The sequence below is a fragment of the Micromonospora okii genome (assembly GCF_020884795.1).
Lineage (GTDB): Bacteria > Actinomycetota > Actinomycetes > Mycobacteriales > Micromonosporaceae > Micromonospora > Micromonospora okii.
Genome location: NZ_BBZF01000022.1, coordinates 166,957 through 179,413 on the forward strand (window position 1 = coordinate 166,957; position 12,457 = coordinate 179,413).

General features: G+C 75.7%; 13 protein-coding genes. 9 read left to right on the forward strand and 4 right to left on the reverse strand.

The genetic code is table 11. From position 1 onward, the window contains the following. The first annotated feature begins 110 nt into the window (after positions 1 to 110). Genes LPU43_RS21610 through LPU43_RS21630 form a run of 5 tightly spaced genes read left to right on the forward strand, consistent with a single transcriptional unit; the run spans position 111 to position 5,313 of the window. The gene (locus tag LPU43_RS21610; RefSeq protein WP_229402321.1) at positions 111 to 1,706 is read left to right on the forward strand and encodes an ABC transporter substrate-binding protein; all 1,596 of its coding nucleotides are present in this window, start codon (positions 111 to 113) and stop codon (positions 1,704 to 1,706) included. Then, positions 1,703 to 2,767 (forward strand): ABC transporter permease, encoded by a 1,065-nt coding sequence (locus LPU43_RS21615; RefSeq protein WP_229402322.1) that lies wholly within the window; start codon positions 1,703 to 1,705, stop codon positions 2,765 to 2,767. The genes LPU43_RS21610 and LPU43_RS21615 overlap by 4 nt, the downstream gene beginning before the upstream one ends. Next, on the forward strand, positions 2,760 to 3,638 hold the full coding sequence (locus LPU43_RS21620) for an ABC transporter permease (RefSeq protein ID WP_229402323.1): 879 nt from the start codon (positions 2,760 to 2,762) through the stop codon (positions 3,636 to 3,638). The genes LPU43_RS21615 and LPU43_RS21620 overlap by 8 nt, the downstream gene beginning before the upstream one ends. Then, the gene (locus LPU43_RS21625) at positions 3,635 to 4,645 is read left to right on the forward strand and encodes an ABC transporter ATP-binding protein (RefSeq protein WP_229402324.1); all 1,011 of its coding nucleotides are present in this window, start codon (positions 3,635 to 3,637) and stop codon (positions 4,643 to 4,645) included. Before LPU43_RS21620 ends, LPU43_RS21625 begins: the two co-directional genes overlap by 4 nt. Further along, entirely contained in the window at positions 4,642 to 5,313 is a 672-nt protein-coding gene (locus LPU43_RS21630) for an ABC transporter ATP-binding protein (RefSeq protein WP_229402325.1), read from the forward strand. The genes LPU43_RS21625 and LPU43_RS21630 overlap by 4 nt, the downstream gene beginning before the upstream one ends. 128 nt (positions 5,314 to 5,441) lie before the next feature. Here LPU43_RS21630 and LPU43_RS21635 read toward each other — a convergent pair whose 3' ends face one another. Together LPU43_RS21635 and LPU43_RS21640 are read right to left on the reverse strand one after the other, a co-directional pair. After that, entirely contained in the window at positions 5,442 to 6,608 is a 1,167-nt protein-coding gene (locus tag LPU43_RS21635) for a lysylphosphatidylglycerol synthase transmembrane domain-containing protein (protein WP_229402326.1), read from the reverse strand. 80 nt (positions 6,609 to 6,688) lie between these two features. Further along, positions 6,689 to 7,867: an AI-2E family transporter gene (locus LPU43_RS21640; RefSeq protein ID WP_229402327.1), complete on the reverse strand. Its 1,179-nt coding sequence runs from the start codon at positions 7,865 to 7,867 to the stop codon at positions 6,689 to 6,691. A 122-nt stretch (positions 7,868 to 7,989) separates the two neighbouring features. Here LPU43_RS21640 and LPU43_RS21645 point away from each other — a divergent pair, with 122 nt between their 5' ends. From LPU43_RS21645 to LPU43_RS21660, 4 genes are all read left to right on the forward strand, one after another. Next, entirely contained in the window at positions 7,990 to 8,259 is a 270-nt protein-coding gene (locus tag LPU43_RS21645; RefSeq protein WP_229402328.1) for a metal-sensitive transcriptional regulator, read from the forward strand. 131 nt (positions 8,260 to 8,390) lie between these two features. Then, a complete protein-coding gene (locus LPU43_RS21650) occupies positions 8,391 to 9,791 on the forward strand; it encodes an MBL fold metallo-hydrolase (RefSeq protein WP_229402329.1) in 1,401 nt (466 codons plus the stop codon). Between the two features lie 45 nt (positions 9,792 to 9,836). After that, positions 9,837 to 10,421, forward strand: a complete 585-nt coding sequence (locus LPU43_RS21655) for a rhodanese-like domain-containing protein (RefSeq protein ID WP_229402330.1) — start codon at positions 9,837 to 9,839, stop codon at positions 10,419 to 10,421. After that, positions 10,418 to 11,299: a sulfite exporter TauE/SafE family protein gene (locus tag LPU43_RS21660; protein WP_229402331.1), complete on the forward strand. Its 882-nt coding sequence runs from the start codon at positions 10,418 to 10,420 to the stop codon at positions 11,297 to 11,299. The genes LPU43_RS21655 and LPU43_RS21660 overlap by 4 nt, the downstream gene beginning before the upstream one ends. On the opposite strand, the gene LPU43_RS21665 is transcribed toward LPU43_RS21660, so the two are convergent. Beyond that, positions 11,250 to 11,633 carry a hypothetical protein gene (locus tag LPU43_RS21665; protein WP_229402332.1) on the reverse strand — a complete coding sequence of 128 codons (384 nt, stop codon included), beginning with the start codon at positions 11,631 to 11,633 and terminating at the stop codon, positions 11,250 to 11,252. The genes LPU43_RS21660 and LPU43_RS21665 overlap by 50 nt on opposite strands. A gap of 134 nt (positions 11,634 to 11,767) precedes the next feature. After that, positions 11,768 to 12,364: a hypothetical protein gene (locus tag LPU43_RS21670; RefSeq protein ID WP_229402333.1), complete on the reverse strand. Its 597-nt coding sequence runs from the start codon at positions 12,362 to 12,364 to the stop codon at positions 11,768 to 11,770. Between the last annotated feature and the right edge of the window lie 93 nt (positions 12,365 to 12,457).

A 12,457-nucleotide genomic window follows, 5' to 3' on the forward strand; every position in this document is an offset into this window, starting at 1 on the left:
TCCGTATTCTCGCCCGGGGCGCGGGGCCGCTCGCGGCGGGGCCGGGTCCGGCACCTTCGACCGGCGACGCCGGTCGTCGTACCGCAGCAGGCACCACCGGGGAGCATGTCATGGGCAGGCCCGTCTCCATTCGCGTGACGGCGGCGGCCGTCGCCGGCGTCCTGGCCCTGGCGGGCTGTTCGTCCTCCGCGACCCCGCAGGGCGGCGGCGGCCGGGCCGGCACCCTCGTCGTGGCGACGGCGGTCGAGCCGGACACGCTGAACCCGATCCTCAACTACGGCGTCGACGGCGCCTCGCTGATTTTCGACGGGCTGGTCTCCCGAGACGCCCGCAACGAGCTGGTGCCCGCGCTGGCCCGCGAGGTGCCGACGGTGTCGGCGGACGGCAAGAAGGTCACCGCCCGGCTGCGCGACGGGGCGCTGTTCCACGACGGCAGCCCGGTCACCGCGCAGGACGTGGTCTTCACCTACCGGGCGGTGCTCGACCCGAAGATCGACTCGACGCTCCGCTCCGACCTGGACATGCTCGCCTCGGTCGACGCCCCCGACGCCACGACCGTCGTGTTCACCCTCAAGTACGCCTACGCGCCGTTCCTGCAACGGCTGGCGCTGGGCATCGTGCCGGCCAAGGCGCTGGCCGGTCAGGACATCAACAAGGCCGAGTTCAACCGCAGGCCGGTGGGCAGCGGCCCGTACCGGGTGACGTCGTGGACCCCCGGCGACCGGCTCGTGCTCGCCGCCAACGAGACGTACTGGGGCGGCAAGCCCGCCAACGCGGGCGTCGTCGTGGCGTTCGTCGCCGACGACAACGTCCGCGCGCAGCGCGCCCGGGCGGGGGAGTTCGACGCGGCCGAGCTGGCCCCGAAGCTGGCCGCCGGGTTCGACGGCCTGGCCGGCTACCGGGTGCACCAGGTGTCGACCGCCGACTACCGGGGCGTGATGCTGCCGATGGGGAACCCGGTCACCGGCGACCCGGCGGTGCGGCGGGCGCTGAACGTGGCGGTGGACCGCGCGGCGATGGTGGCCGGCGTGCTCGGCGGGGCGGGGGAGCCCGCCTTCGGGCCGGTCCCGCCGTCGTCGGCGTTCGCCGAGCCGTCGATCGTCGGCAAGGCCGGAGCCGACGTGGCCGCCGCCGCCGGGCTCCTCGACGCGGCCGGCTGGCGGCCCGGCCCCGACGGCATCCGGGCCAAGAACGGGCGGCAGGCGGCGTTCGCGCTGATGTACCCGGCCGGCGACAGCCTGCGCAAGGAACTCGCCCTCGCCGTGACCGCCGACGCGAAGAAGGTCGGCATCAGGATCACCCCGGAGGGGCTCACCTGGGACGCCATCACCCCCCGGATGGGCCGGGACGCGCTGGCGATGGGCTACGGCACCCCGTACGACCCGGACTTCATCACCTACAAGCTGTTCAACTCCGCCTTCGCCGCCCAGGGCTTCTTCAACCCCGGCTCCTACCGCTCGGCCGTGGCGGACAAGGCGCTGAACGACGGGCGCGACAACGCCGACCCGGCCACCCGCACCGCCGCCTACGCCACCTTCCAGAAGCAGATCGCCGCCGACGTGCCGTGGATCTTCCTCACCTACCTGCGGCACACCTACGTCGTCCGCGACACCGTCACCGGGGTCACCCCCCGCGTCGAGCCCCACGAGCACGACGTGGCCAACAGCCTGTGGTGGAACATCCACACCTGGACGCGCAAGTCGTGACCGCGACCACGCCGGACGGCGACGCCCGACCGGCCACGCCCGACGCACCGGCGTCCCCGCCGCGCGCGCGGCGCCGCTCCCGTCGGCTGGCCGGCGCGGGCGCCGTCGTCCGCCGCCGGCTGCTGGTCGCCGTCCCGGTCCTCGCCGCCACCAGCCTCGGGATGTTCGCCCTCGGCGCGGCCTCGCCGATCGACCCCGCCCAGCAGTACGCGGGCGCGGCGGCGTTCACCACCAGCGAGGAGAACCTGGCGCAGATCCGCGCCAACTGGGGCGTCGACGACCCCCTGCCCGTGCAGTACGCCCGCTGGGTCGGCAACCTCCTCCGGGGCGACCTGGGCTGGTCGACCAGCCGCCACGAGCCGGTCACCTCCGTGCTGGCCGCCCGCGCCGGCTGGACCCTGCTGCTCGTCGGCGCGGCCCTCGCCCTCGTCCTGCTGGCGAGCCTGCTGCTGGGCACCCTCGCGGCGTACCGGCGGGGCGGCTGGTTCGACCGGGCCCTGCGGGCCGGCGCGTACGCCGTGCAGTCGATGCCCGTGTTCTGGCTCGGCCTGGCCGCGATCGCCCTGTTCGCCCTCACCCTCGGCTGGCTGCCCGCCGGCGGGCTCACCGACGTCACCGCCACCGGCACCGACCCGGTCGACGTGGCCCGGCACCTGATCCTGCCCGTCGGCGTGCTGGCCGTGTCCCAGGCCCCGTGGTTCGTGCTGTTCATCCGCGACGCGGTCGCCGACAGCCTGCGCGACGACCACGTCCTGGCCGCCCGGGCCCGCGGTTTGCCCGGCCGCACCGTGCTGTTCGGCCACGCGCTGCGCACCGCCCTGCTGCCCTTCCTCACCCTCGTCGGCACCCACCTGCCCGAGCTGGTCGGCGGCGCGCTGCTGGTGGAGACCGTCTTCTCCCTGCCGGGCCTGGGCGCGGTCACCGTCCAGGCGGCGCTGGGCGCCGACTTCCCGCTGCTGGCCGCGACGACCCTCGTCACCACCGTCGTGGTGCTGGCCGCGAACCTCGCCACCGACCTCGCCTACGCCGCCGCCGATCCCCGGGTACGCCTCGATGACTGACCTCGCCCTGCCCACCACCACCCGCAGGCCCCGTCGGTCGAGGCGACGCCCGGGCCGCCTCGGGTCCCTCGTCGCCGCGACGGTGCTCGGCGCGGCGGTCGCCGCCTGCCTGCTCGCCCCCGTCCTCTGGCCCCTCGACCAGAGCGCCGTCGACCTGGGCAGCACCCGGCTCGCCCCGTCGCCCGCGCACCCGGCCGGCACCGACGACCTGGGCCGCGACGTCGCCCTGCGCAGCCTCTACGGCCTGCGCGTCTCCCTGCTCGTCGGCGCGGTCGCCGCGCTGGTCGCCGCCGTCATCGGCGGCCTCGTCGGCGCGGTCGCCGGCACCCTCGGCGGGTGGGTCGACCGGGCGCTGATGCGCGTGGTCGACACCGTCGCGGCGCTGCCCCACCTGCTGCTGGGCATCTTCGTCGTGGCGATGCTGCGCCCCGGCATCGGCGCCGTGATCCTCTCCGTCGGGCTCACCCACTGGCTGTCGACCGCCCGCATCGTCCGCTCCGAGCTGCTCAGCCTGCGCACCCGGCCGTTCGTCGACGCGGCGATCTCCGGCGGCGCGAGCCGCGCCCGCGTGCTCACCCGCCACCTGCTCCCGCACGTCCTGCCCCGGCTTGCCCTGGCGACCACGCTGATGGTCCCGCACGCCGTGTGGCACGAGACCGCCCTGTCCTTCCTCGGTCTCGGCCTGCCCCCGCACCTGGCGTCCATCGGCAACATGATCAGCGACGGTCAGCGCTCGCTGCTCACCGGCGCCTGGTGGGCCAGCATCGTCCCCGGCCTGCTCCTCGTCGCCGTCACCCTCGCCCTGGCCACCCTCACCGGCCGGTGGCGCGAGCGCCTCGACCCCCGCGTCCGAGCGGAGCTGCACCTGTGACCACCGCCGCGCCCAGCACCGCGCCCACCACCGACTCGACGCACCGGCCCGCCCTGCTGGAGGTCGACGGGCTGACCGTCCGCTTCCACCTGCGCGACGCCGTGGTGCACGCCGTCACCGACCTGAGCCTGCTCGTCCGCCCGGGTGAGCTCCTCGCCGTGGTGGGGGAGTCCGGGTGCGGCAAGTCGGTGCTCGCCCACGCCCTGCTCGGCCTGCTGCCCGGCAACGCCACCGTGACCGGTCGCGCCCACCTGCGCCCCCCGGGCGCGGCACCGCTCGACCTGCTCGACTGCGGCGAGCGACGCCTCGCCCGCGAGGTGCGCGGTCGACTCGTCGGGCTGGTGCCGCAGAGCCCCGCCACCGCGCTGACCCCGGTGCGCACCGGCCGCCGCCAGGTGGAGGAGACCCTGCGGGCGCACGGCCACCCCCGCCGCGACGCCCCCGTGCTGGCCGATCGGCTCGCCGCCGAGGTCGGCCTCGACCCCGCCGACCTCGACCACTACCCCCACGAGCTCTCCGGCGGCATGGCCCAGCGCCTGGTGACCGCCCTCGCCCTCGCCCCCGACCCGCCGCTGCTGGTCGCCGACGAGCCCACCACCGGCCTCGACCGCCCCCTGGTCGACCACACCCTCGACCTGCTGCGCCGCCGCTGCGACGCCGGCGGCGCGGTCCTGCTCATCACCCACGACCTGGCCGCCGCGCAGCGGGTGGCCGACACCGTCGCCGTCATGTACGCCAGCCGCGTCGTGGAGCGCCGGCCCGCCGACGCGCTGTACGCCGCCCCGGCCCACCCCTACACCGCCGGGCTGCTCGACGCGCTGCCCGAGCGGGCCTTCCGGCCCGTCCCCGGGCACCCGCCGATGCTCACCGCCCTGCCCGACGGCTGCGCCTTCGCCCCGCGCTGCGACCGCGCCACCGACGTCTGCCGCACCCCGCCCGCCCCCGAGCCGCGCGGGCCGGGCCGGGTCGCCTGCCACCACCCGCTGCTCCCGGGAGCACCCGCATGACCGCCACCGCGCTCGCCGCCCACGGGGTCAGCGTCTCCTACGGCCACCGGCGTGTCCTCGACCGCGTCGACCTGCGCGTCAGCGGCGGCGAGACGGTCGGGCTGCGGGGGCCGTCGGGCAGCGGCAAGTCCACGCTCGCCCGGGTCCTCGCGCTGCTGCACGCCCCCGACGCCGGGCACGTCACCCTCGACGGCCAGCGGGTCGCGGGGGCGCGGCACCGGCTGCCGGCCGCCCTGCGCACCCGCGTCGCGGTCCTCTTCCAGAGCCCCCGCGCCGCGACCGACCCCCGGCTCAGCCTCGCGGACATCATCGCCGAGCCGCTGCGGGCCACCGGAACCCCGGTGGAGCAGGCGCGGGCCCGGGCGGCGGAGCTGGCCGACCTGGCCGGTCTCACCCCGGACCTGCTCGCCCGCCGGCCGCACGCGGTCAGCGACGGGCAACTGCAACGCGCCTGCCTCGCGCGTGCCCTCGTCCACCAGCCCGCCTTCCTGCTCTGCGACGAGGCCACCGCGATGCTCGACGCCTCCACCCAGGCCCACCTCGCCGCCGTCGTCACCGACTACCAGCGGCGGCACGACGCCGGGGTCCTGCTCATCACCCACGACCCGGCGCTGATGTCCCGCTGGGCCACCCGCGTCGTCGACCTCCCGGTCCCGCCGCGCCCCTGAACGCGACCGGACCGGCCACGCCCGCGCGACCGACCTGGCTGCCCGCCGGCGGCGCCTCCGGGGCCGTTGCCGCCGCCGTCAGCGCCTGCCGGTCTCGCCGCTGTCGTTACCCGCCGGCCCCGCCGCCGTCAGTGCCGCGCGGCGGGCGCGGGCCGGGGGATCGTCCGGGCGGAGCCGGGCCGGCGCAGGACGAGAGCGGCGACGCCGCCCGCCGGGATGAGCAGCCAGCAGGAGAGCAGCCGGTAGACCAGCACGGCCGCCGTGGCGCTGATCGCGGTCGCGCCCCAGGCGGTGAGGCCCGCGACCAGGGCGGTCTCGATGACGCCGATGCCACCGGGGGTCAGCGGGACCTGGCGGACGATCTGCACGCCGAGGTAGATGCCGGCCAGGGTGAACAGGTCGACGGGCAGGCCCAGGGCGCGGGCACAGGCGGCCAGGCAGAACAGGTCGGTCAGCCAGTTCGCCGTGGCGTAGCCGACGACCACCCACCAGTCGCGGGCGCGCAGGCTCGCGCCGGCGCGCCAGGCGTCGCGGGCAGAGGCGAGCAGGCCGCGCAGCCAGCGGGCCAGGGGGCCCCGGTGGGTGGCGGGCGCGGCCTCGGTCGGCTCGTCGGTGAGGCGGCGGCCGAGGGCCACGGCGGCGCCGGTCAGCGCGACGAGGGCCGCGACGACGACCAGCGGACGCCAGGTCAGCGACACCGTGGAGCTGTACGTGAGCAGGACGGCCCCGCCGCCGACGTACATGAGGGCCAGGCCGCCGATGGAGGCGAGGCCGGAGACGATCGCGCAGACCGCGCCGATCTCGCGCGGGGCCCCGGCCCGCTCGTACTCGCGGATCGCGTAGCCGGTGGAGACCGCCGCGCCGGCCGGCACCGAGATCGAGATGGCCGTACGGGCGAGGGTGATCGCCATGAGGCGGCGTCGGCGGACGCGCACGCCGAAGGCGGCGACGAGATGCTGCTGCTGCGCGGCGAAGGCGGCGATCGAGGCGGTCTGCAACAGCGCGGCGAGGGCGACCCAGCCGTACCGGGCGTCGGCGAGGGCGGTGGCGAACTCGCCCGGGTCGGGCAGGCGACCGCGTAGCCCGATCGCGGCGAGGGCGACCACCGAGGCGGCGACGGCGAGCAGGCGCAGTCGACGGGTGCGCCAGGACCCCGACCGCGCGGTCTCCCCGCTCGGACCGGGGAGCGCCCCGGGCGGGTCGGACGCCGCCACCGCGACGGCGACGCCCGGCTCGTGCGTCGGCGGGGAGCCCGCCGGCGGCCTCGGCGCGGACGGGGGCGGGGAGCGGCGCATCGCCTGATCCTCGCAAACGCCCGCACGCTCGTGGTCCCCCTGCCCGGGGCAGGGCCGCGAGGGGGTGGGACGGGTGGTGCTCAGGCGCTGCCGTCGGCGGGGAGGGCCGTGCCGGCTGTCGGGCGGCCGGCGTCGGCGCCCGCCCCGGCGTCGTCGTCCACCTCACCCGGGCCCTCGGCGTCGGATTCCTGCTCGGGCGGGTCGCTGAGCTGTTCGCGCAGGTAGTTCCAGACGACGGAGATCAGGGCTGCGGCCGGCACGGCGAGCAGGCTGCCCACGATGCCCGCCAGGCTGCCGCCCAGCGTCACGGCGAGGAGGACCACCGCCGCGTGCAGGCCGAGGCCGCGGCTCTGCACCATGGGCTGGAACACGTTCCCCTCGAGCTGCTGCACCGCGACGATGATGGCGAGCACGATCAACGCGTCCGTCGGGCCGTTGGACACCAGGGCGATGAGGACCGCGACGAAGCCGGCGAACAGGGCGCCCACGATGGGCGCGAACGCCGACACGAAGGTCAGCACGGCCAGGGGGAGCACCAGCGGCACGCCCACGATCCACAGGCCGAGGCCGATGAAGACGGCGTCGAGCAGGCCGACGAACGCCTGGGACCGCACGAACGCGCCGAGGGTCTCCCAGCTCCGCTCGGCCACGACCGGCACGTCCACGCGGAGCCGGCCGGGAAGCTGGCGGGTCAGCCAGGGCAGGAACCGTGGGCCGTCCTTGAGGAAGAAGAACATGAGGAAGAGCGCGAGGACCGTGGTGACCACGCCGTTGACCACGGTGCCCACCCCGCTGAGCGTGACGGTGACGATGCTGCCGGCGCTGTCCTGCGCCCGGCCGATCGCCGTGTCGAGCGCCTTGCTGACCTCGTCGTCGCCGATGTTCAGCGGTGGCCCGGAGGCCCACTCGCGAACCTGCTGGATGCCGTTGATCACGCCGGTGGCCAGGTCGCCGGACTGCGACGCCACCGGCATCGCGATCAGCACCACGGTCCCGGCGGCGAGCAGGAGGAACAGGACGGTGACGACCGACGCGGCCAGCGCGGGCGGCCACCCGTGCCGGCGCAGGAACCGGACCGGCGGCCAGGTCAGCGTGGTCAGGAGCAGGGCGATCACGAGCGGCCAGACGACCGACCACATCCGCCCCAGGGCCCACAGGGCGACGGCGGTCGTCAGCAGGACCAGCAGCACATCCAGGGAGACGCGCGCGGACGTACGCAGCGCGGCCCTGGTCTTCGTGGGGTTCGGCGTGGCAGACATCGGAGATCACCCTAGTACCAGTCCGATGCCCGGCGGCGGCCCAGTAGTGGGTGCCAGCCGCGGGAATGCATACCCCAGGGGGTATGTTGGAACGGGTGTCGGTGACCAGGAGGGTGGAGGACATGAAGCTGCGACCGGAGATGACGGGCGACGCGCTGACCCGGCTCAAGCGGGCGCGCGGGCAGCTCAACGCCGTGATCGAGATGATCGAGGGCGGCGAGGACTGCCGGGAGGCGCTGACCCAGCTCGCCGCCGTGTCCAAGGCGATCGACCGGGCCGGCTTCAAGATCATTGCCTCCGGGATGCGGCACTGCTCGACCGCGCGGGACGGCGGCGAGCAGCCGGAGATGACGGAAGAGGAGCTCGAGAAGCTGTTCCTGGCCCTGGCGTGACCCGCCGGGGCTGACGCCTCGCCCCGCCCGGTGTGTGTTCAGGGCCGGGCGGGGAATGCGTGTGGCCCGACCGGGGCACACGACTGATCCCTGCATACCCCCCGGGGTATGCGCTACGGAAGGAGTGGAAGATGACGGTGCGCGTGTCGGTCATCGCGACCTCGTCCCTGGGAGACCGCAGCTACCTGGCCACGGACGGCGCCGTGGCGGTGGTGGTGGACCCGCAACGGGACATCGACCGGATCATGTACCTCGCCGGCGAGCAGGGGGTGCGGATCACCCACGTGGTGGAGACGCACGTCCACAACGACTACGTCTCCGGCGGCCTGGACCTGGCCCGGACCACCGGCGCGCGGTACCTGGTCGCCGCCGCCGACGAGGTCGGCTTCGACCGGGTGCCGGTCGCCGACGGCGACGTGGTCGACGTCTCCGACGGGCTCCGGCTGCGGGTGGTGGCCACGCCGGGGCACACCTTCCACCACCTGTCGTACGTGCTCGAGACGACCGCCGACGGAGGCTGGTCGCCGACCGGGGTGTTCACCGGCGGGTCGCTGCTGTTCGGCACGACCGGGCGCACCGACCTGCTCGGCCAGCAGCACGCCGACGAGCTGGCCCGGCACCAGCACGCCTCCGCGCGGCGGCTGGCCGACCTGCTGCCCGACGGCGCCCAGGTGTGGCCCACGCACGGGTTCGGCAGCTTCTGCTCGGCGACGCAGGCGGACGCGCCGGAGTCGACCATCGGCCGCGAGAAGCAGGCCAACCCGGTCTTCCGGCTGGCCGCCGAGCAGTTCGCCACCGAGGTCCTCGCCGGCCTCGACGCCTACCCGGCGTACTACGCGCACATGGGCGTGGCCAACGCGGCGGGCCCCGGGCCGGTGGACCTCACCCCGGCCGCCCGGGCCGACGCCGACGACCTGCGGGCCCGGATCGCCGCCGGGGAGTGGGTGGTGGACCTGCGCCACCGCCGGGCGTACGCCGGTTCGCACCTGGCCGGCACCGTCAGCCTCGGCCTCGACGGGCCGATGTCCACCTGGCTGGGCTGGCTGATCGACTGGGGCACCCCGGTCACCCTCCTGGCGGAGACGCCGGAGCAGGTCGCCGACGCCCAGCGCGAGCTGGCCCGCATCGGCATCGACCGCCCCGCCGCGCAGGCCACCGGGGAGCCCGAGCGGTGGGTCACCGACCCCGCCGCGCTGCGCGAGCTGCCCGTCGCCGACTTCCCCGCCCTGGCGGCGGCGCAGGCCGGGCACGCCCCGGCCGGGCTGCCCGCGCCGCAGGTCGTCCTCGACGTGCGGCTGACCAGCGAGTGGCGCGCCGGCCACGTCGACGGGGCGGTGCACGTCCCGCTGCCCGACCTGCCCGCGCGGCTGGCCGAGATCCCGGCCGGGACCGTCTGGGTGCACTGCGGCTCCGGCTACCGCGCCGCGGCGGCCACCTCGCTGCTGGCCAACGCCGGCCGCGACGTCGTCCTGATCGACGACGTGTTCGGCCGGGCCGAAGCGGCCGGCGTGCGCATGGCCCCGACCGCCTGACCACCCTCGACCACCACCTCACCCGAACCCGAGAAGGAGAAACCCATGACCACGCCCACCACCCTCGACGCCGCCACCCTGCGCGAACTGATCGCCGCGGGTCGGGCGCCCCGGCTGCTCGACGTGCGGACCCCGGGCGAGTTCGAGGCCGTGCACATCCCCGGCGCCTACAACGTCCCCCTGGACCAGCTCCGGGAGAACGCCGGCCGACTGCGCGAGCACCTCGGCGACGAGGCCGTGTTCGTGTGCCGCTCCGGCGCCCGCGCCACCCAGGCCGCGCAGGCCCTCGCCGCCGCCGGCCTGCCCCACCCCCGGGTCCTCGACGGCGGGATGCTCGCCTGGCAGGCGACCGGCGCCTCCGTCGACCGGGGCCGGCCGCGCTGGGACCTGGAGCGACAGGTCCGCCTCGTCGCCGGCTCCATCGTCCTGGCCGGCGTCGTGGGCTCGGTGTTCGTGCCGGGCCTGAAGTGGGTCGCCGGGGCCGTCGGCGGGGGGCTCACCGTCGCCGCGCTGACCGACACGTGCGCCATGGGCATGCTGCTCAGCAAGCTGCCGTACAACCGGGGTGCGAGCTGTGACCTGGACACCGTCGTCGGCCGGCTGCGCGACGAGGCCGGGACACGGCCGTGACCGGCCTCGCGCCGACCCTCGTCGGCGCGGTGCTCATCGGCGTCAGCCTCGGCCTGCTCGGCGGTGGCGGCTCCATCCTCGCCGTGCCGCTCCTGGCCTACGTGGCCGGGCTGCCGACGAGGGAGGCGATCGCCACGTCGCTGCTCGTCGTCGGGGTCACGAGCGCCGTCGCCGTCCTGCCGCACGCCCGCGCCCACCGGGTGCGCTGGCGCACCGGGCTGACCTTCGGTCTCGCCGGCATGGCCGGCGCGTACGTCGGCGGCCGGCTGGCCGCGTTCGTCCCGCCGGCGCTGCTGCTCACCGGGTTCGCGGTGATGATGCTCGCCACCGCCACCGCGATGATCCGCGGCCGGCGGTCCGCCGAGGGGCGGCCCGCGCCGCGCGAGCTGCCCCTGGCGCGGGTGCTCCTCGACGGGGTCGCGGTGGGCCTGGTCACCGGCCTGGTCGGCGCGGGCGGGGGTTTCCTCGTGGTGCCCGCCCTGGCCCTGCTCGGGGGCCTGCCGATGCCGGTCGCCGTCGGCACCTCGCTGGTGGTCATCGCGATGAAGTCCTTCGCCGGCCTGGCCGGCTACCTGTCCGGGGTGTCCGTCGACTGGGGACTGGCCGTGGCGGTCACCGTGTCGGCGGTCGTCGGCAGCCTGCTGGGCGGCCGGCTCGCCGGTCGGGTCCCGGCCGACCTGCTCCGCGCGGCGTTCGGCTGGTTCGTCCTCGTGCTGGGCTTCGTCGTGCTCGCCCAGCAGGTGCCGGCCGGGTGGCGCTCCGCGCCGCTGCTGTGGGCGGCCCTCGCGGTGGCCGCCGCCGCGATCGTGGTGGCGGCGGGCGTCGGGCCTACCAGGTCCCGGTGGAGACGTCCGAGCCCCCGTGGTCGTCGGTCATGAACGCGTTCACCGAGACCGTGTTCCACGAATTCCAGCCGGAGCTGCTGTAGACCCAGGCCTCCCAGCCGACCTGCCCGGCGGCGCAGGGCACGTCGACGCTGGCCGAGCCGAAGGTGAAGGGCATGACCTGCGACGCCATGACGTTGACGTGGGCGGCCCCGGTCGGTTGCGTGCAGGTCACCGTGCCGAAGACGTAGAGGTGGTCGGAGGTGCTGAGGTAGGCGGAGAGAACGAGGATGTCCGCCTGGGCGGCCCGCGCCGGGGTCGCGACGAACAGGCAGGCCGCGATCGACGCGACGAGAACCAGGGCACCCCGAACCAGCTTGGCCGTCATGTGGTCGCTCCTCGTCGAGGGGTGGACGCTTCGGCAACTGGCCGCAGTCTAGCAATCCATCGACACTCTTGCATGGAAACGGCGTAGGTGCCGGACCGCCGTGGCGGTCCGGCACCTCACGGGCCGGCGGTGGTTCAGATCATCCACCGGTTGCGCTGCACGAAGGGCAGGCGGGCCCAGCTCCGGCCGAGGCCCCAGGTGTGGCCGGCGTAGGTCAGGGCGAGCACGACCAGGACGACGGCGTAGACGAGGTGGTAGTCGACGAGCGGGTTGCTCGACCCGGACGGCTCGCCGGCGGCGGTGAAGCGGTCGAGGGGGAACTCGGCCAGCCACATGAGCATCATCATCAGGGCGCCGGCGCCGGCTGCCACCCGCAGCCCGATGCCCGCGAGGAGGGCGACCCCGACGGCGGCCAGGCCGCCCATGAAGAGCAGGTCCGCCCACCAGGCGCCGGCGATCGACTGGAACGTCGACTGGAACGGGCCGACCGCCACGTGGGACAGGAAGCCCTTGGTCGGCGATCCGCCGTTGATCCAGGCGCGGGCGGCGGGGGTGGACCAGCCCAGCCCGAAGAGCTTGTCGGCGAACGCCCACAGGAACACGAAGCCGGTGGCGATCCGCAGGACGGCCAGGGCGCGGGCGGCGGTGGTGGTCAGCATGTGCCCGGGGGCTTCGGCGTGCTCGAGAGCGTGGGCCGGGACCGTGACGCGGGTCTTGGCGGTGGTGGTCATCGTTGCCTCCGGTGCTGGAGTCTCTTCTCGACAACCACAGCCTCCCGCGCGCCGACGGTCGGCGCGCGGGCCGGAACTCCCCAGTGGCCCGGG

Bases quoted from the DNA above. Each gene is read 5' to 3' on its own strand.
- LPU43_RS21610 (WP_229402321.1), top strand. From the start codon at position 111: ATGGGCAGGCCCGTCTCCATTCGCGTGACGGCGGCGGCCGTCGCCGGC.
- LPU43_RS21665 (WP_229402332.1), bottom strand. From the start codon at position 11,633: ATGACGGCCAAGCTGGTTCGGGGTGCCCTGGTTCTCGTCGCGTCGATC.
- LPU43_RS21635 (WP_229402326.1), bottom strand. From the start codon at position 6,608: ATGCGCCGCTCCCCGCCCCCGTCCGCGCCGAGGCCGCCGGCGGGCTCC.
- LPU43_RS21630 (WP_229402325.1), top strand. From the start codon at position 4,642: ATGACCGCCACCGCGCTCGCCGCCCACGGGGTCAGCGTCTCCTACGGC.
- LPU43_RS21640 (WP_229402327.1), bottom strand. From the start codon at position 7,867: ATGTCTGCCACGCCGAACCCCACGAAGACCAGGGCCGCGCTGCGTACG.
- LPU43_RS21620 (WP_229402323.1), top strand. From the start codon at position 2,760: ATGACTGACCTCGCCCTGCCCACCACCACCCGCAGGCCCCGTCGGTCG.
- LPU43_RS21670 (WP_229402333.1), bottom strand. From the start codon at position 12,364: ATGACCACCACCGCCAAGACCCGCGTCACGGTCCCGGCCCACGCTCTC.
- LPU43_RS21645 (WP_229402328.1), top strand. From the start codon at position 7,990: ATGAAGCTGCGACCGGAGATGACGGGCGACGCGCTGACCCGGCTCAAG.
- LPU43_RS21655 (WP_229402330.1), top strand. From the start codon at position 9,837: ATGACCACGCCCACCACCCTCGACGCCGCCACCCTGCGCGAACTGATC.
- LPU43_RS21650 (WP_229402329.1), top strand. From the start codon at position 8,391: ATGACGGTGCGCGTGTCGGTCATCGCGACCTCGTCCCTGGGAGACCGC.